This window comes from Micromonospora sp. IBHARD004 (assembly GCF_052814115.1).
The window spans coordinates 636968-655011 of the sequence record NZ_CP199934.1; the positions used below are offsets into that span (position 1 = coordinate 636968).

An 18044-nucleotide genomic window follows, 5' to 3' on the forward strand; every position below is an offset into this window, starting at 1 on the left:
AGGCCACCGGTAAGGACAAGCGCAAAGTTCTTGCCTAACCTTTAAGCTGGCCTACATGCTCGACGTACGACGGATGCAGGTGCTCCGCGCGGTGGTGACCAGCGGTTCCGTGACCGCTGCGGCGGCCGCGCTGGGTTACACCCCGTCGGCCGTGAGCCAGCAGGTCGCGGCCCTGGAGAAGCAGGCCGGGATCGTGCTGCTCGAACGGGTCGGCCGGGGGGTGCGACCGACTGCGGCCGGCCGGCTGCTCACCGAGCACGCCGCCGTCATCGACCGGCAGGTGGCGGAGGCGGAGGCGGCGCTGTCGGACCTGCGCGCCGGACGCACCGGGCGGCTGGTGGTCCGCTACTTCGCCACCGCGGGCGCCGCCCTGATGGCACCCGCCCTCGCCCGGCTGCGCGACCAGCATCCCGGAGTGCACGTCGACCTCAACCTCGCCGACGCCGGAGATCCGCTGCCCGAGGTGGCCCAGGGCCGGGCCGACCTGGCCATCGTGGTCCGACCCCATGACCGGCCCCACGGCGGCATCCGTCTCGTGCACCTGCTGGACGACCCGTACCGCGTCGTCCTGCACCGGGGGCACCGGCTCGCCTCGGCGCGGATCGTCGACCTGGCCGACCTGGCAGACGAGCCGTGGGTTGGCAGCGAGTGGCCTGGACCCTGCCTCGACGTCATCCTCGAGGCCTGCGCCACGGCCGGCTTCCGCCCGAAGGTCGTGGCGCAGAGCGAGGACTACGGCACGGCCCAGGCGTTCGTCGCCGCCGGCCTGGGGATCAGCCTCGTCCCCGGCATGGGACTCGAGAACCGCCATCCCGATGTCGTCGTGCGTCGGCTCCGCAATCCGGAGCCCGTACGGGCGATCCATGCCGGCGTTCGGGAGACCCCGACCACCCAGCCGGCACTCGCCGCCCTGCTCACCGCGCTGCAATCCGCGACGGTGCGATGAGCCGGGACGCGACGCGTCGGCGACCGGCCCGCTCGACGACGGCGCGGGGCACTGGTCCTACCGTCCCGAGGGCAGTTTCGCCACGAAATGGTCCTACCTGCCGGATGCGCTCGTGCTTCCGACGATCTTCACCACGGCGACCGGCGGCGTGGCCGTGACCGACGCGTTGGCCCTGGAGCCGGACGCGCGGGGGCCACGCGGTCGGCCAGCATTCGCCGAGGGTGCTCGCTCGGCTGGTGGTAGGGCTCTCCCGCGAGGGTGGCCCTGTTTCCTGAGCGGGGACCCGGACCTGCGCCGTTCGCACCCCTGCCGGGTGCGCCTTGGGCAGAACCCCTCAGCCTGCCCGGGTGGACGGACCGTGGAGGTCGTGGAGAAGGGAACGGAAGCCGCCCTGGGACGGCCGACACCAACGGGGGTCAGCCGCAGGCCGACAACAAGATCATTAAAGGGGTAGGTGTGATCGTCGTCCGGCCGGGGCCAGGCGCGACGACGCAGGCCAACGCGTGCCACTCCCTGCCACCCCGGGTCGCCCCGCAGGTCGCTAGACTGGGCCCTCGCGCCCTCGTAGCTCAGGGGATAGAGCATCGGTTTCCTAAACCGTGTGTCGCAGGTTCGAATCCTGCCGGGGGCACCTCGAAGATCAGCGAAAACGCCATCTGAGCTGGCAATACGCACACTGTTCGATCGATCGGCGTGTGCAGCCGTAGGCCACTGAAAGCCGCTGTTTGTCGCAGGTCGCGGACTATACGCGGAATGATCTTGAAGGCGTCTGCCCAGGTTAGCCGGGTGTCCGGGGCAAGATCCGGAATGGTGGCCATCATACGGGCCAAGCCACACCGGTCAACGCCTCATCGATCCGGCCGTTGACGGTGGCCTCTTCCCCATCGATGCACTTGGCGTAGACCTTGAGCAGCACATCCACGGAGTGCCCGGCTCGCTCGGCGACCTCGGTTGCGGGAACGCCAGCGTTTAGCCACAACGAGACGGCAGCGTGCCGCAGGTCGTACGGCCGACCAGCGAGCGGTGAGTCAACCTGACGCGGAGTCAGCGCCAGACGCCGGGCCTCATCCCAGACGCGAGAGTACGTCGAGGCAGCAACGACGTTGCCGCGCTCGCTGTGGTCGCGGTTCGGCGGGTGGCTCTCGTATGTGGAACCGGCGGGATGGGTCAGGCGCGGCGGCGGCTCGTCGGCACGGGCCGACAGACCGGGCGGCGCGGCGAGGGGTGCGGCTCGCCCAGCTCATCGGCCACCCATGCGCAGAGGGCGTTGATGAGGTCGGCGGGCCAGCGGGGCGGCGTCGGGTCGTCTCCTTCGTGGGCGCTCATAGGGCCTGAGATTACGCCGAGGGCTCGTGCCCGGGCTTGCACCCGCGAGCGAGCCTGCCGGCGGCTGGACTCCTGCCGGATGGCGTCGGTGAGATCCCGCCAGGTGCCGGCCGAGGTCTTCATCATCCGGTCGACCATCGAGCGGGCGGACGCTTCGTCGGTGAAGTCGTACAAGACTTCCTGCCCACCGTCACCGCCGAGGCGACCACGGACCCGCCAGAGCCGGCCGTTGAAGACCAGCCAGATGTCGCGCCGGGCCATGCGGCCCCATGCCCCGTTCCACCAGCGCCCGCGTACCTCCACCGGCGCGAACCGGCGCTCGGACATCGCGGGCAGCACGACGAACACGGGTGTCCTCGTGTCCGTGGCGGGGGTTCAGCTGCAGGAGACGTGGGAGATCGAGAACTGTGCACGCCGGTCCGTGATGATCCGACTCACGTCGCCTACCGAATTTCCGTAGAGACCGGCTCAAGGAAGAACAGGCACTGGTCCGGGTTGTACTCGCCAACCCGAGCAACGACGTGTAGAAGGTCGCCGGTACCTACGGAATCCGGGATGTTCGCGCCAGTGAGATGCAGGTCAGGGACGTTGACGTCTTCGAACTTGAATGCGGGCCCAACCACAGATTTCGGGCCCTTATCTCCGGGAGAGACGAGGATGTCGTAGCGAGTGTTGTAATCGCCGTGATTTGGCATCGATGCGATGGAACCATCGAACTCGATGGTCCTGCCCTCGTACTTGGCCGCGAACGTTCCGATCGTCTCGTTGCAGTAGTCCGGCACCGCCAAGAGCGCCGCGAGATCCTTGCTGTTCTTGACCGTCAGGACCCGGTCCGCGTCGGACTCATCTGAAGCCGATTCTTCGGGCTTCGGCGTCTCCGAGGGCTTTCCGCTGGCCACGACCGTCGTCTCGCTCGGCGACTTGGTCGGCTTGGGGTCCTTGTCGTCTCCGCCTTGGAGCGCGCTGGCGATTCCGCCGACGATGGCCAGGAGCAGGACGACACCGGCCGCCACGGCAATGAGTACCCACGGGACCTTCGGCTTCGGGCGGCGGAAGTTCAACGTTGTCCGCAACGTCCCCTGGTTCTGGTCGACGAACTCCCAACCAGCCTTCTGCCACTTCGCGATCGACCTGGCCTCGGTGCCGCGGATTGCCTGCACAGACTTGAACTCGTACTGCACGTCGTCGTCAGCCATGCGGCTCCCAGACCCCCGAATCGGATTCATCGCTCATGGACTCCTCGCGAGGATAGGGGCTCAGCGAAGTTAGCGGGGGTCGAGGTGGCCTCGGGCTCGTCGGGTTGTGGCGCAGCGGGTTCGGAGCCGTTGGTTGACGGGGTTGCGGAAGCCGTAGGCGTCGCGGGCGACGGTCTTGATCACGCGGTTGGTGCCTTCGGAGCCGGCGTTGGTGATACCGGTATGGATGAACGCGAGGATCTCCGGCCACCAGGTCTGCACCGTGGTCGCCAGGCGTTCGAGTCCGAGCAGGCAGGAGCCTACTCGAACACACGTACGAACCGGCTGGCTGCCGGCGAAGTTGTTCAAAGTTTCTGTACGTCTTCAAGGCGGCCCTTAACGGGCCGCACGCGCCGCCGCCTGGGCGCGCGTCCGTCGCTCCGCTGGCGCTCCGACTCCGGCCGCGCAACACGCCCGTCGGCTGGCGCGGTCAGCGGAAGCCCACGGGGCCGCCGCAGACGGCAGCGCCGAGGATGGTTGGGGTTCGCGGGCCGGCAGCCGGCCTGGGCGCGGCGGCCGTCGCCCCGCCGCGCCCGATGGGCGAGTCACCGTCCGGCCGTGGTGGGGATGCGGCGCGGAGGATGCGGGGCCGCCCCTCCGGCCTCAAGGGTGCTTCGCATCGCTACGCGACGGCCCTGCGGGCCGCCCTTGACCCCGGAGCCTCTGCGACCCCTCGGGCCGGCGTTGCCGGCAGGCGGGGGCCTGCCCGGGTTGCTCGCGCCGCATCCCCACCACGGCCTCGTCGCGCGACGAGGCGTTCCGGCGCTCGAACGAGTCGTCAAGGTGAGCTTGACGCGGTAGGGCGTGGCGGTTCGCTCACCGGGGCGGATCGACGTTAGAACTCGGCGTCCAGCAGATCGGCTGCTTCCTCGACGGTGGCCACGAACTCTTCCGGTGGGATCCTGGCAACGAAGACCTTGCCCAGGTCATCCGGAAAGGGATGGTCTGGCCGCCAGAACGCGAAGACGATCACTAGGTCGTCGTCCAGGTAGGCGTACTTGGAGACGTTGTCGACGGTCTCGCCCCACTGCATGAACCAGAACTGCTCCCGGAACTCCGTCTCGTCCGCGTGGAGCAGCCGGAAGATCTCCTCCGGTGTGCGGCCCGGGAAGGGACAGGGCTTGACGTCGCGTCGGCGCACCTGCGCCGCGCTTGACCGCATAACGCGGATGAAGAACGGGAGGAATGCCCAGTTGTCGCCGGTGGTCAGCCTCGTGCCAGCCGCCCACAGGTCGACGACGCGGAGTTGGTGCGGCTCGACCTCGCCGATCTCCACCGCGAACGTGGCCCGGTCACCGAAGCGTCGTGTCATCAGCCCACGGGCGCAGTCATATGGAAGGCCGTGCCTGGCTGGGTAGGTTGCCATCCCTCGGCCAATGCCTTCCGGACAATCGCAGCGACCGCCGACGGGAGAACGGGCACTGCCGACCCGCCAATCCAGTTGCTTGGATGGTCCTGAGGCATGCTGACCAGCAACACCGTGCCCTTGCAGTCGATCTGTTCTACAGCGATAGCGAGCGGTCGCTCACACAGCCCTTGGGCATAGGTTGGTCTGCCGCGCACTCGCCACCTGTAGGTGACCCGGTCAACCGTGATGAGCCGAGAGCCCTTCTTGACCAACGCCATGACGACCCTCCTCGACGTCAGATGACCGTGCCCGTGGCGTGCCCGATGCAGCGGTCAGTATGGGGCAGCGCGGGACGCCCGATTGGCGAGGCAGACACACTGCGTGCCGCCTGACCTCAGAATGTCGCTATGCGGCGTGGAGATCAACACGATTCCCAAGCTCACAGTGCAGTTTCGATTCCGGTTACCACCTTCACGCGAAGGCCCAGACCAGGGCGTTAGTCTCCGTCGAGGCCCCGGTACGTGCCGGAGCTGTCGGCGGCGTCAGCGAACTCATCAAAGTCCAGATTCGCGATGGTGAGGTTGGCCGAGACGTCCGCGAACCAGCGGGGCGGCACCCGGAAGGTGCGGCCGGGCTCGTGGGCCAGATCGACGGCGAGCAGCGGGCGTCCGACGTCGGTCATCGTGGTCGCATCGGCGAGGAAGAGGTAGATCAGCTTATCTTCGTGGCTCGCGGCGTTTTCCGCGTCGACCAGCTCTTGGAGGCTCAGGCTCGCGTAGTTCGGATCGCTAACGAAGGTTGCGCTGTCGTGGCCCTCCCAGGTGCGCAAGGCCGTCTTCAGGGCTTCCCACGCAGCGTCGTCGGTGAAGTCCGTACGGAGAACCAGCGACGTGAGGTCGTCGGGCTGAGGTAGAGATATCACGACGAGGATGCTTTCAGCCCTCCGCCCGGCCGACCACGCTCTGGGGCACACATGGGGCACACGACACCGTGAAACGACGTCAAGTAACCCTGAATGATGGCAGCCTGAGACGCCGTGCGAGCAGGCGCTGCGCGCCGTTCCCGCTGGTGGCGGGACAGCCGCTCTAAGTTCCGCTTCAACGTAGGAGCGGCTCTCCCAGTGATCTGTAACCTCACCTCAAGCAGATGCAGCTTGGTCCGGGAGATGACTCGACTGGAGCCGTTCGGACCAACGCTGTGCCTGTTACGCGGTTGACCCTCGTGACCATGGTTGAGGCCGGTGACTGGGCAGTGGAACTTCCGCGCCCCATACTGCTGCACGTGGGCGAGCAGCTTTGGGTCCAGGGCTCGACGATCTGCGTCCGTCATCTGGGTGGAGGCGTGACGGTCTACGAGGGGGAGGGCTTCTGGCTCTGCCGGTAGGGACCGCCCACAGGCCCGGTAGCCGCAAGCCTCGACGCAAGGAGCGGGGGCGCGACCAAGGGCGGGTGACTAACCGGGTGACGACGGGCATGCGCGGCGGCGTACAACCGCGGACGTCGCTGGACACCCGCCGCAGCTAGAAGGCCATGACTGCCCAGGTTGGGGAGCCGTGTTGGTTGCCTGGGGGTCAAGTTCCGGTTGGTTCAGTGATGCCATGGCAGCTGGACCGGCCGTTGAGAAATGTGATTGGCCAGCAGGTCTGTTAACAGTGGGGCGAGCCCGTATGGGTAGACGGTTTCGGTGGTTGAGGTCAGTCCGTTGAGGGTCCACCACTGGTGTCCAGCGTGGTTCGCAAGTTCGAGTGCTTCCATCCCGCTGGTGTCGACATCGTGAGCGTCGATGCGGTGGTAGAAGAAGTCGTCACGGAACTGGCCGGTGGCCCAGCCAAGGTCGGCGTAGCCAGTGGAGTAGGCGATAGGTTGACCGAGTTCGTGCGGGGCGACCTTCAGGCCAATCTCTTCACGTAGTTCTCGTGCGCCGGCTTGCTGTAGCGATTCGCCGTCGTTGACGCCGCCGCCTGGGGTGACCCAGCCGTGGCCGAGCGCTGGATTGGCCGGGTCTTGGAAGAACCTCAGCAGCAGGATCCGGCCGTTGCCGTCAAGAAGCAGGATCCGGGCGGATCTGCGTCGGTACCGTGGTTGGTCGTGCATGCAATCAGGCTAGGTGGCTAGCGGTCGAGCGGGCCAGATCCGTGGCGGGGAGAGCCGGGGTGCCTGGCGAAGGGTCAGGGCAAGCGCGGGCCAGGAAGTTCGGAGATTCCCCTGGCAGTGCGCGAGTCCAGCAGCGACTGTCGACAGCTACGGCGACGGCAACGCACCTGGACGACGGCAGTCGCCGGCCGCCGTGTGCGAACAATCGCCCGAGGCCGTGAACGTGGGCAGACGATGCTGGACCATTCGCACAGGACTTGCAAGCGGATCTCGCCGGCCCTCGTCAGCAAGAAGTCAGCGAGACGCACGACAACAACCGACAACCGTTGGTAGACGACAACAGCGCCCTTGCACCCAACCATCATCAACGACAGCGATCGGCGGTGATCCATTACATCGAGCCGCCTTTGCAAGGCAGGGGTTAGGGGGTTCAGTCCACGCGCCGCCGTGCCCGACCCGTGCCCGATGGAGCGGTCAGCAGGGGTCAACAACGGCCTGTCGCATGACATCGACCGGTCCCTTCCGTGCTCGGCAGCCAGGTGGCACGACCACTCACCACCGTGATCAATCCGATTCCCAAGCTGAGCGTCGACCTGCGTCAGCTCGTTGACGCGATGGCCGCTTCACAGAACTCAGGTGGTGGTAGGTACTCGTGAGCGGCCACGTAGTGGGTCAGTAGCTGAGGTACGGCGTACACGACGCCGTGGCCCCTCACCCGGAACTCGGCGCTTTCGCGGGCGATTAAGCCCTGCCGGATGACTTCTCTGGCGTCGTCACCCATGTCCCGGATGCAGAGTTCGCAGTGGTGGTAGCCGCGTGTTTGGCGGACGCGCACCTTGGCCAGCTTCGTCAGAGCAGGCATCAACTCGTCAGGGGGAGCGCCGATCTGGAACGGATGCGAGGCGTCCAGCCAGCCGACATTGAGCAGAGGCAGGCCCGGCCACGGCTCGTCGGGTGCCCACCGCCCGTTCCTGTCGTGTGGCTCCCAGTACGTGTAGGGCGTCAGATCGACGAAGAAGGCCACGAGCCATGCCTACCATCCGTCTGTCCCGGGTGGCGGCCCGGTCGCCGTACAGCGCAGAAGTACAGCAAGCGACCCGACCGCTAGGGCCTCAAGCCAGCCGGTTAAGGCCCGTGACCTGCCCACGGCACCGTCAGCAACCGGTCGCCGGCAATCCATACGTTCAGGGCCACCAGACAAGATCCGGAACATGCGCGGAATGATCAAGCGCGTCGCTTGGGAGCCGTCGGGGCTATGTCCTGGTAGGGCGAGGGGTCGCCCGGCAGGCGCTACACCCTTCCTAAACCGTGTGTCGCAGGTTCGAATCCTGCCGGGGGCACCAGGTCAGGTCCTTGATCATTGATCACTGTCCCGCCTTCCGGGCTTTCGTGCCCGCTGCGTGCCCGATCGCTTCGCCACCTTGGCCCTGCTCGCGTCCAGGTGCTGGGCAACCTCGGCGTCCCGGCCGTCGACGGCGCGGGCGTAGTGGCGGGTGGTCACGCTGGCGTTGGCGTGCCCGAGCCGACGAGCGGCCACCAGGACCCCATGCGAATCCGCGACCCAGCTCGCGTGTGTGGCCCGCAGATCGTGAGGCGTGACGTCGGCCAGCCCAGCCGGACCGCACCGCTGCGAGGAACCGGCGCCGGAAACCGTGGTAGCTCTGCTGCCGCTCGCTGGTGTGCGCTTGTCGCCCCGGGAAGACGAACGCGTCCGGCCCCTCGGGCAGAGTCGCCAGGTGCTCCCGGAGCAGTTGCACGACGAACCCCGGCACGGCCAGCTCCCGCCGCTGGTGGTTCTTCGGGGTGTCGATGACCGGGCCGCCGGGCAGCTGTGCCACCGCCTGGGCGACGGTCACCCGGCCCGCCCGGATGTCGACGTGGCGGCGGCGCAGCGCCAGCGCTTCCCCGATCCGCAGACCGCCGCGCGCTCCTAGGGCATGGCCTATGCCGCCGCCCGGCCGCCCCTCATGACAAGGCAACATGGCGCGTATGTCCTTGCCCACCCCCACGCTGCACACCGCTCGCCTGCTACTGCGCCCCGTGACCAGCGCAGACGCGGACGCCCTCTTCGCGATGCACAGCAGCGCCTACGTGCTGCGCTACTGGGACGCGCCGCCCTGGAGCGAACGAGCGCGCGCCGAACGCTTCATCACGGCTTGCCAGCAAATGGCGGACGAAGGCAGCGGGGCGCGGCTGGCCATCGACCGTGTTTCCGACAGGGCATTTATCGGCTGGTGCAGTCTGACCCGATGGAACCCCGACTATCGCAGCGCGTCGATGGGCTACTGCCTCGACGATGCGGCATGGGGCCACGGCTACGCGACGGAGGCCGCGCGCGCCTTGCTGCAGTGGGCATTCGACACGCTGGACCTGAATCGAGTCCAGGCCGAGACCGATACGCGCAACACGGCATCTGCTCGCGTCCTGGAAAAGCTCGGATTCGTGCGTGAAGGGACGTTGCGGGAAGACTGCGTCGTGAACGGCGAGGTGTCGGACTCGTGGGTGTACGGGCTGATCAGGCGGCAGTGGCGCCCGTCGTCCGGGTCGGATCCTGGCCGCTGAATGCTTTTTCGCCAGCGAGAGAGCGCCCAGCCTCTTGACAAGCGGACGTCGGCCGCGGGCTTCACGGTTGACGGCCTGTGGAGCGTGGCAGGCGAGGGACCTTCAGCCCAGAATGGGGCCGGGCGCACCGCGCCGGGATCGTCGACTCCGGGACGTCGACCGCTTCCGGCGCAGAACTTCCGCATCTTCCGCCGATCGTGCGCGCCGACAACCTGCGAGGCGTCTGGGCCTGGTGCGGGCAAGTGCGGACGCGGTGGCGAGACTCGGCCGAGCCGGCGGGCTGTCGGTCGCCGAAGCTGCAGGTTCGACGACCGGGGTCTAGCTCGGGCCGCGGCCCAACGCACGGTCAACCCAAGGGGTGAGAGCAGATCAAGGTCGCTCCTCGTGGCCGTTCGCGTTACGGGGCAGTTGTCGTGGCGCGATCGAGCGCAGTCCGGGATAGCCTTGGCGGATATGGCTACCTATCGCAGCGCCTCAGTGCTTCTCTCCTCGGACGGCAGCAGGACCCCCGGCACCGCCGCGCTCTTCGCCGAGCCCGCCCGCAAGGGTGGGACCCCGCCGTGGGCAGGCGACTTCCGACCCGCCAACAGCGCCGGCAATGGCCCCAAAAACGCGGTCGGGAAGACCTTTACGTTGGAGCTGCCCGACGGCAGCACCGGCAAGGTCGTGGTCCAGAGCCTCAAGAGCGGGAAGGGAGGCGTCGTGCTGGCGTTGATGGGCGAGGACGCACCCCCCTTCTGATCAGGAAACTGATCGCCGCCGACGCCACCGGCTGGAGACGGCCGGTATGCGACCCTGCCGATGTCAATGCGTTCGGATAGCTGCCGGGCGCATTGCCTCACCCGTGGCTGGGCGTCGACGAAGGTCAGGTGTACTGATCTGCCGCGATGCGCGCCCCTGTCGCGGACCGTGAGGGCCTCCGCTACTCCTCTTGAGGATCATGTCGGGCATCAGGTGGGACGCGAGCTGTCAAGCATGTCCCGTGACAGGACAACGGGCATGGTGGACCCACTGCCGAATTGGCCTCTTCTGAATCAAGGCGGCCCGCAAAGCGGGCCGCGCCGGCCCGGCCGGCCACGCTGACTGACGACCAGGACCACGAAGACCTCGGGGCTCCGCCCCGAACCCCGGCCCTCCTCAGAGATGCCGCCACGGATCACCTCGCCGGGCACCACAAGGGCTACCAGCCTCCCCGGACGGGGCCAAGGTCGTTCGTCCGGTAGGGCGCTCCATCGGGTCCCGTCCGGGGAGGCTGGACGGTCTACGACTGCCCGACGAGGAGATCCGCTTCTAGGTACCAGCAGCGATGCGGGACCAGGTGACTAGCTCGGCCAGCCAATAGCGTCGAGGAACTCCTCCACGGCGACCACGACTTGACTGAGCACCGTGATCGACTCGGTAAGCGGGCCGGGTACGTACATACCGTGGTCCGCGCCTTCCACCTCTAGCACATGGGGCGACAGCCGGCGGGCGATGTCACCGTCCCATAGCTTGTCGGCAGTGCCACCCACGAGCAGGAACGGCGCGGTTGCGCGGCCCAACGCATCAGCCACCCACGGCAGGGTGAGCAAGGGCGTGAGCCACACGGCGGGCAAGGATCTTTCGGCGGCAATCGCTGCCGCGTTCGTGCCGAGCGACTTGCCGATCAGCAGTGGGCGACCGCTAATGGTGTCGATCAGTGGAACGATCTCACCGCCAACCCAGCTCTCGATTTCTGGCTGATCAGGATTCGGAAACTCCTGGGACCACGAGTATCGATGTACTGTTGCGCCCCGCTGCTCCGCCACATCGCCGGCATACATCAGCAGGGGAGCGCCCGGTCCGAACCAGGCGCCGGGAATCACGACAGCGTCAGCCATGCGGACGACCTTACCTACCGGTCAAGACAGGTCCAGCGTGCAGTCCACGTGCGACAGGGGCGGCATCGTCGGGCCATTCACGGGCCACAACGCGGTGTCAGCAGGGGGCACACCAGGCCAGGTGAGACCATGCCGGCAAGGGGAAACGCTGGTCCAAGGTCCAACGTTGTCCAATTCCCAAGCTCACAGTCGACCGTGCCCCGCGTGCCCCTTGCGTGCCCGTTGGGATGGGCGACGACGGTCAACGGCGGTCGGCTCCTGGACGTGGCGGCCACCGTGGGGACGCAGGTCAAGCCTGGCAACTGCCGAGCGGATTCCGGCCGTGTCCACACGTCCTAAACCGTGTGTCGCAGGTTCGAATCCTGCCGGGGGCACCAGGTCAGACCACTGATCAACGACCGGTCAGTGGTATTGGCTGTCGGCGCCAGGTGAGGCGAACCAGTCAAGGACGTCCGTCGCAGGTACGTCGTACCCCACCGCACGCCCACCGCTCCAGTTGACGCCGACCAGCACGGACTGCTCCGCCAGCCACGGCAACAGCTCGGTGAGCCAAGGCTCCAACGCAAACGACGCGATCGTCAGCCCGCGGTGGGCCGCGACCTGATCGACGACCAGCTTCGCCCGGGACCCCTTCGACCAGAACGGCATCGCTCGCGTGCCGTCCGGCTTGTGCGGAGCAATGTACGAGTCGTCTTCCAGCAGCGTCCAGACCTGCCGATCCGCCGACACCTCCCGCCTGAAGGCGGCTGCATGTGCACCGGCGATACTCATCGGCCCTCCGCATCCCTTCGCCTCGCGAGGCGGAGGCCCATCCTGCCCGACGGCTCTGACCGGACACAGCCAGCCGCGGGACACCATTGTCGAGCAGGAGGATCAGACGGCCGATCCGGGGGGCCGTTCACGGGAGCGGCTGAACGTGTACCCACCGGCGTACTGCCAGCCGCCACCGCAGGGTGCCTCGGTGGCCGAAGCTGCCCCGTTCAACGACGTCCGCGTCGACCGTGACGGCGAACTTCGCAAAGTAGCCTCGACCGGCGTCGGCGGTCCGCAGGATCTCCGCCGGCCACGGCACGGCGTCACTCATCAGCTGGCACAGCACGAGCCGGCGTCGCCAGCGTCCGGCAACCTCCATCTCGAACCGGCTCCATTCCCAGTGCGGGTAGTAGACGCCGGGGAACCGGCCTGACGCACCAACCGTCAGCACGTGTCCCGGCCCGTCGGCGTCTGTCACGGTCTCGATGGAACCAGAAGGCCGGGTTCAGCACGAGGACCGGGACCGCCCTGCCCGTTGCGTGCCGGATCCGAGGGTGACGACGGACCGGGAAGGTGCCGAACGGGCGCGGGATCCCCATCCGGGCCTGGCGGAAGGCGGGTGCCGGCCGACGGGCGACTGTTACCCTCCGGGGAGCGCGGAGCGTGACGAACGGGCCTCGCGGGCCCCGGAACGTCACTGTCGGTACGCTGCTGGTCCTGGCCTGCCCGCGACGACATGGTGGTACTTGATGAACGATCTTCGAGTGGTGGCGTTCGACCTGGACGACACCCTGGCTGTCTCCAAGTCCCAGATCGATCGTCGCATGGCGGAACTGCTCGGCCACCTGCTCACCGAGGTCGACGTGCTCATCATCTCCGGCGGGCGGTTCGAGCAGTTCGAGTCGCAGGTGCTCGCGCACCTGGACCTCACCGAGGAGCAGCGCGGGCGGTTGCACCTGATGCCCACCTGCGGCACCCGCTACTACCGCTGGCAGAACGGGGACTGGCGGCAGGTCTACGCGGAGGACCTGAGCGCCGAGGACAAGGCCCGGGTGATCGAGGTGCTCACCGAGTCGGCGAAGGCGCTGGACCTCTGGGAGACGAAGACCTGGGGTGACGTGATCGAGGACCGGGGCAGCCAGATCACCTTCTCCGCGCTGGGCCAGTCCGCCCCGCCGGCCGAGAAGTACGGCTGGGACCCGGACGGCGACAAGAAGAAGCGGCTCCGGGACGCGGTGGCCGCCAAGCTGCCCGACCTGGAGGTCCGCGGCGGCGGCTCCACGTCGATCGACGTCACCCGCAAGGGCGTGGACAAGGCGTACGGCATGCGGAAGCTGCTGGAGTGCCTGGACCTGAAGATCGACAACGTGCTCTTCGTCGGGGACCGGCTGGACCACGGCGGCAACGACTACCCAATCAAGGCCATGGGCATCCGGACGGTCGCCGTCACCCGCTGGGAGGAGACGGCCGACTACGTCGAGGCCCTCGTCGACGACCTGGTCAAGCTGCGCGTGGACCGCGCGTAGCCGCTGAGCGCAGAGCGCCGCCCCGGATCAAAGACCCGGGGCGGCGGTGTCGGCGGCGTCAGAGCGCGGCGCGGACCGCCTCGGCGAGCGTCGTCGGCGTACGGCCGAGCAGCTTCGCCAGGTCGTCCCCGACCTCCAGCTCGCCCTGGGCGAGACCCCGGTCGCCGTCGGCGAGCACGGCCGCGTACCCCTCGGGCACGCCGGCCGCGACCAGCAGCTCGGTGTACTTGTCGACCGGCAGGTCGATGTACGAGACCGCGGTGCCGGTCTGCCGGGAGATCTCGGTGGCCAGATCGGTCAGGGTGAAGGGGGCGGCGCCCAGCTCGTACGCCTTGTTGGTGTGGCCCTCGGTGGTGAGCACCGCCGCGGCCGCCTCGGCGTAGTCGGCGCGGGTGGCCGCGCTGACCCGGCCGTCATCCGCCGCGCCCGCGACGCCGTGCTGGAGGTACGTCGGGAGCTGGGCGGTGTAGTTCTCCAGGTACCAGCTGTTGCGCAGGAAGACGTAAGGCAGGCCCGAGTCTCGGATCAGCTGCTCGGTCGCCTTGTGCTCGGCGGCGAGCACGAGGCTGGAAGTGTCCGCCTTCGCGATGCTGGTGTAGACCACCTGCTCGACGCCGGCCTCCTTCGCGGCGGTGACGACGTTGCCGTGCTGCACCACGCGTCGGCCGACCTCACTGCCGGAGACGAACATCAGCTTCTCGGCGCCCGCGAAGGCGGCCTGCAGCGACTCGGCGTCGTCGTAGTCGGCCAACTGGGTGACCACCCCGCGCCCGGCCAGGTCGGCCAGGCGGTCGGTGTCGCGACCGACCGCCACGATCTGGTCGGCCGGTACGCCCCGGCTGAGCAGCGACTCGATGATCAGGCGGCCGAGCTGGCCCGTGGCGCCGGTGACGACGATGGACATGGAAACTCCCTGCGGTTGCGATAAGGACTTCTTCCCACAGGAACGGGAAGAGCGCAGGCTTACTTCCCGTTGGAGAGTAGGCACCTTGAAGTTCGGTACGCACCGAAGGAGAGTAATGGCGTGAACCCGGATCCCTTCAACCGGAACTGCGGCAGCCGGAAGGTCATCGACCGGATCGGCGACCGCTGGAGCGTGCTCGTCGTCCTCGCCCTCGCCGACGGCGACAAGCGCTACGGCGAGCTGGCCGAGCGGATCGACGGGATCAGCCAGAAGATGCTCACCCAGACCCTGCGCGGCCTGGAGCGGGACGGCCTGGTCACCCGCACGGTGCACGCCAGCGTCCCGCCCCGGGTGGACTACGCGCTGACCGACCTGGGTCGCAGCGTGCTCGACCTGGTCGCCGGGCTGGAGGCCTGGGCCACCACCCATCTCGCCGAGGTGGAGGCCGCCCGGGCCCGCTACGACGCCCGCTGAAGTTCCGGAACCGGCGCGGTCTGGCGCGGCCGGCGTCGACGGGGTAGAAACAGGACGTCCCGGTAGTGAGAGCGCTCTCCGCGCCGCGGCCGATCCCGTACCCCACCGACAGGCAGGCCGATGAGACCACTCGACCCCTCCCGCCGCCGTTTCCTCACCCTCACCGCCGCCTCGGCGGCGTCTCTCACCGCCCTCGGGCTCCCGGCGCTGCCGGCCGCCGCCGCCCCCGCCGGCACCGGCGACGCGGAGCCCGACTTCGGCCCGAACGTCTTCGTGTACGACCCGTCGACCCCGACCGCGGAGATCCAGTCCACCCTGGACCGGCTCTTCGCCGCCCAGGAGCACAACGAGATGGGCGCCGACCGGTACGCCGTGCTCTTCAAGCCCGGCCGGTACGAGGTCAACGCCAAGCTGGGTTACTACACCACCGTCGCCGGCCTCGGCGGTCACCCCGACGACGTCGAGATCCACGGCGCGGTACGGGTCGTCGGCCAGCCCGACCCGAACTCGCCGGCCGGCATCTCCGCCCTGACCAACTTCTGGCGCTCGGCGGAGAACCTCTCCGTCACGCCCACCGACTGGTCGAACCAGTGGGCGGTCTCCCAGGCCTCCCCGATGCGCCGCGTCCACATCAAGGGCATCCTCTGGCTGGAGCCCGGCAACGGCGGCTACTCCAGCGGCGGCTACATCGCCGACTCCAAGGTGGACGGCATCACCATCAACGGCTCGCAGCAGCAGTGGCTGACCCGGGACAGCGAGCTCGGCGGCGACTGGACCAACGGGGTCTGGAACCAGGTCTTCTCCGGGGTGCTCGGCGCGCCCGCGCAGGGCTTCCCGAACCCGCCGTACACCACGCTGCCGACCAGCCCGGTGACCCGGGAGAAGCCGTACCTCTTCGTCGCCGCCGACGGTGGCTGGCGGGTGGCCGTACCCGGGCTGCGGCACGACACCGCCGGCACCACCTGGGGCGAGGGTGCCCGGCCGGTCCCCTCGCTGCCACTGTGCGACTTCTTCATCGCCAAGCCCACCGACTCCGCCCAGCGGATCAACCAGGAGTTGTCCCGGGGCCGGCACCTGCTGCTCACCCCGGGCGTCTACCACCTGGACCGGGCGCTGCGGGTCAAGCACCCGGACACCGTCGTGCTCGGCCTCGGCATGCCGAGCCTCGCCCCGACCACCGGCGACGCCGCCCTGCGGATCGAGGACGTGGACGGCGTTCGGATCGCCGGCGTGCTGGTCGACGCCGGGCCGGAGCAGTCGGAGGTGCTGGTCGAGGTCGGCAAGCGGCACAGCCACCGCAGCCACGCGACCAACCCCATCTCGCTCCAGGACGTGTTCTTCCGGATCGGCGGTCCCGGCGTCGGCCGGGCGGTGACCAGCCTGGTGGTGAACAGCCGGCACGCCATCATCGACAACATCTGGGCCTGGCGCGGCGACCACGGCAACGGCATCGGCTGGACCTCGAACACCGCCGACACCGGCGTGGTGGTCAACGGCGACGACGTGACGGCGTACGGGCTCTTCGTCGAGCACTACCAGCGGTACCAGACGATCTGGAACGGCGAGCGCGGGCGCACCGTCTTCTACCAGAGCGAGCTGCCCTACGACCCGCCGAGCCAGGCCGCCTGGAGCAGCCCGACCGGCCGGGGCTGGGCCTCGTACAAGGTCGCCGACCAGGTACGCGAGCACGAGGCGTGGGGGCTGGGCGTCTACTCCTACTTCAACCAGGGCGTCGACATCCGCTGCGACCGGGCGATCGAGAGCCCGAGGCGGGCGGGCGTGCGCTTCCACGACGCGGTGACCGTCTTCCTCGACGGCAGCGGCGGCATCGAGCGCACCATCAACGAGGCGGGCACCCCGGTCGTCGGCTCGTACGGCACCAGCCCGGTGGTCAGCTACCCGTGATCCGGCGACGGGCGCGGCGCACCGGCGATGTAACAAGAATTCGCCGGAACGCGCTGCGCCCGCCACATTGTGCGAAGGGGCCCCGCCGGTCATAGGCTCCGGCGTATATCGAGGACCGGCGTGTCGCGGCCGCCCGTCGGGAACGGGTGACGGACGCGATCGAGGGGGCGTGTCCGCCGCAGGCTGCCGTCGGCGCCTCGACCACCGCTCTGTGAACCGGAGGGCCCATTGCGTCGTTCCGTACTGCTCGCCGCACTGACCAGCACGGCGGTCGCCGCCGTCATGGTCGGTGCCACGCCAGCATCCGCCATCAACACCTACAACGCCCAGCCCGCCCCGGAGCGCCACGAGGTGGGCGCCCTGCTGGTCCTGTGGGACCGGGACCTCAATCCCGCCACGCCGGACGTCATCGACTGGTACTGCTCCGGCACGATGATCGACGAGGACACCTTCCTCACCGCCGCGCACTGCACCACCGACTGGGCGCCCGGCGCCCGGTTCTTCGTCTCGCTCGAGCAGGACGTGCAGGGCGAGCTCGACAAGGCCAAGGCCGACGGGCTCACCCCGGAGCAGATCGCGGTCACCGTCGGGGTCGAGGGGACCGAGCACACCAGCTCCGACTACCCGGGCAACTCGGCCGACGCGCACGACATCGCGGTCATCGAGTTCGACCCCGGCCAGGCCGCCGCACTCGCCGACAACTGGAACTTCACCCCGGCCACCCTGCCGACCGCCGGCCAGTTCGACGTGATGGGCCCGCGGCAGCTGGACGCGGCCACCTGGCAGGTCATGGGGTACGGCACGGAGGAGGCCCTGAACGGCCCCGGCGGCCAGACCCACCCGGGTGGCGGCGTCCGGATGAAGGCCGAGGTCGGCTTCGACGCGCTCAACAAGACCTGGGTCCGGCTGGCGATGAACGAGAGCCGGGGTTACGGCGGCGCCTGCTACGGCGACTCCGGCGGCCCGAACTTCGTCACCGTCGACGGGGAGCTGGTGCTCGCCGCCACCACCATCACCGGGGACGGCCCCTGCTACGCGACGAACGTGTCGTACCGGCTGGACACCCCGAGCGCCCGGGGCTTCCTCGACGAGTTCGTCGACCTGCCCTGACCA

The 18044-nt window shown here is 68.6% G+C and carries 19 protein-coding genes, 1 tRNA gene and 1 pseudogene; 9 read left to right on the forward strand and 12 right to left on the reverse strand.

Translation table 11 applies throughout. The features are described from left to right. The first annotated feature begins 55 nt into the window (after nt 1-55). Nucleotides 56-946 (forward strand): LysR substrate-binding domain-containing protein, encoded by an 891-nt coding sequence (locus ACTWO6_RS03145; RefSeq protein ID WP_446218131.1) that lies wholly within the window; start codon nt 56-58, stop codon nt 944-946. 558 nt (nt 947-1504) lie between these two features. Continuing rightward, a tRNA-Arg gene (locus ACTWO6_RS03150) sits at nt 1505-1577 on the forward strand. A gap of 536 nt (nt 1578-2113) precedes the next feature. On the opposite strand, the gene ACTWO6_RS03155 is transcribed toward ACTWO6_RS03150, so the two are convergent. From ACTWO6_RS03155 to ACTWO6_RS03190, 8 genes and pseudogenes are all read right to left on the reverse strand, one after another. Further along, nucleotides 2114-2620, reverse strand: coding sequence for a hypothetical protein (locus tag ACTWO6_RS03155; RefSeq protein WP_446218132.1), 507 nt, complete (start codon nt 2618-2620; stop codon nt 2114-2116). 95 nt (nt 2621-2715) lie between these two features. Beyond that, nucleotides 2716-3468 carry a DUF4839 domain-containing protein gene (locus ACTWO6_RS03160; RefSeq protein ID WP_446218133.1) on the reverse strand — a complete coding sequence of 251 codons (753 nt, stop codon included), beginning with the start codon at nt 3466-3468 and terminating at the stop codon, nt 2716-2718. 69 nt (nt 3469-3537) lie between these two features. Then, nucleotides 3538-3750: pseudogene (locus ACTWO6_RS03165) on the reverse strand (transposase); the annotation flags it as partial. A gap of 592 nt (nt 3751-4342) precedes the next feature. Next, nucleotides 4343-4819: a hypothetical protein gene (locus ACTWO6_RS03170; RefSeq protein ID WP_446218134.1), complete on the reverse strand. Its 477-nt coding sequence runs from the start codon at nt 4817-4819 to the stop codon at nt 4343-4345. A 532-nt stretch (nt 4820-5351) separates the two neighbouring features. Beyond that, the gene (locus tag ACTWO6_RS03175) at nt 5352-5777 is read right to left on the reverse strand and encodes a DUF6924 domain-containing protein (protein ID WP_446218135.1); all 426 of its coding nucleotides are present in this window, start codon (nt 5775-5777) and stop codon (nt 5352-5354) included. A 664-nt stretch (nt 5778-6441) separates the two neighbouring features. Then, entirely contained in the window at nt 6442-6948 is a 507-nt protein-coding gene (locus ACTWO6_RS03180; RefSeq protein ID WP_446218136.1) for an NUDIX hydrolase, read from the reverse strand. A 598-nt stretch (nt 6949-7546) separates the two neighbouring features. Beyond that, on the reverse strand, nt 7547-7972 hold the full coding sequence (locus ACTWO6_RS03185) for a DUF7919 family protein (protein WP_446218137.1): 426 nt from the start codon (nt 7970-7972) through the stop codon (nt 7547-7549). 333 nt (nt 7973-8305) lie between these two features. Beyond that, a complete protein-coding gene (locus ACTWO6_RS03190; RefSeq protein WP_446218138.1) occupies nt 8306-8485 on the reverse strand; it encodes a hypothetical protein in 180 nt (59 codons plus the stop codon). A 199-nt stretch (nt 8486-8684) separates the two neighbouring features. Here ACTWO6_RS03190 and ACTWO6_RS03195 point away from each other — a divergent pair, with 199 nt between their 5' ends. The 3 genes from ACTWO6_RS03195 to ACTWO6_RS03205 all read left to right on the forward strand — a co-directional run bounded on the left by ACTWO6_RS03195 (nt 8685) and on the right by ACTWO6_RS03205 (nt 10251). Continuing rightward, nucleotides 8685-8882 (forward strand): hypothetical protein, encoded by a 198-nt coding sequence (locus tag ACTWO6_RS03195; protein WP_446218139.1) that lies wholly within the window; start codon nt 8685-8687, stop codon nt 8880-8882. Between the two features lie 55 nt (nt 8883-8937). Beyond that, nucleotides 8938-9510 (forward strand): GNAT family N-acetyltransferase, encoded by a 573-nt coding sequence (locus tag ACTWO6_RS03200; protein WP_446218140.1) that lies wholly within the window; start codon nt 8938-8940, stop codon nt 9508-9510. A 453-nt stretch (nt 9511-9963) separates the two neighbouring features. Beyond that, nucleotides 9964-10251: a hypothetical protein gene (locus ACTWO6_RS03205; RefSeq protein ID WP_334493818.1), complete on the forward strand. Its 288-nt coding sequence runs from the start codon at nt 9964-9966 to the stop codon at nt 10249-10251. 581 nt (nt 10252-10832) lie between these two features. Here the strand turns inward: ACTWO6_RS03205 and ACTWO6_RS03210 are convergent. The 3 genes from ACTWO6_RS03210 to ACTWO6_RS03220 form a co-directional block, all read right to left on the reverse strand. Further along, nucleotides 10833-11369 (reverse strand): alpha/beta hydrolase, encoded by a 537-nt coding sequence (locus ACTWO6_RS03210; RefSeq protein ID WP_446218141.1) that lies wholly within the window; start codon nt 11367-11369, stop codon nt 10833-10835. Between the two features lie 402 nt (nt 11370-11771). Beyond that, nucleotides 11772-12140 (reverse strand): DUF2750 domain-containing protein, encoded by a 369-nt coding sequence (locus tag ACTWO6_RS03215; protein ID WP_446218142.1) that lies wholly within the window; start codon nt 12138-12140, stop codon nt 11772-11774. Nucleotides 12141-12267: 127 nt separating this feature from the next. Further along, complete coding sequence (locus ACTWO6_RS03220; protein ID WP_446218143.1) at nt 12268-12600, reverse strand: hypothetical protein; 333 nt, start codon at nt 12598-12600, stop codon at nt 12268-12270. A 271-nt stretch (nt 12601-12871) separates the two neighbouring features. On the opposite strand from ACTWO6_RS03220, the gene ACTWO6_RS03225 reads away from it, so the two are divergent. Beyond that, entirely contained in the window at nt 12872-13648 is a 777-nt protein-coding gene (locus ACTWO6_RS03225; RefSeq protein WP_446218144.1) for an HAD-IIB family hydrolase, read from the forward strand. 58 nt (nt 13649-13706) lie between these two features. Here the strand turns inward: ACTWO6_RS03225 and ACTWO6_RS03230 are convergent, their stop codons facing one another. After that, complete coding sequence (locus ACTWO6_RS03230) at nt 13707-14552, reverse strand: SDR family oxidoreductase (protein ID WP_446218145.1); 846 nt, start codon at nt 14550-14552, stop codon at nt 13707-13709. 120 nt (nt 14553-14672) lie between these two features. On the opposite strand from ACTWO6_RS03230, the gene ACTWO6_RS03235 reads away from it, so the two are divergent. From ACTWO6_RS03235 to ACTWO6_RS03245, 3 genes are all read left to right on the forward strand, one after another. After that, the gene (locus ACTWO6_RS03235) at nt 14673-15026 is read left to right on the forward strand and encodes a winged helix-turn-helix transcriptional regulator (RefSeq protein ID WP_446218146.1); all 354 of its coding nucleotides are present in this window, start codon (nt 14673-14675) and stop codon (nt 15024-15026) included. 120 nt (nt 15027-15146) lie between these two features. Next, the gene (locus ACTWO6_RS03240; protein WP_446218147.1) at nt 15147-16931 is read left to right on the forward strand and encodes an adenylyl cyclase; all 1785 of its coding nucleotides are present in this window, start codon (nt 15147-15149) and stop codon (nt 16929-16931) included. A gap of 228 nt (nt 16932-17159) precedes the next feature. Next, a complete protein-coding gene (locus tag ACTWO6_RS03245) occupies nt 17160-18041 on the forward strand; it encodes a trypsin-like serine protease (RefSeq protein ID WP_446218148.1) in 882 nt (293 codons plus the stop codon). Nucleotides 18042-18044 lie beyond the last annotated feature (3 nt).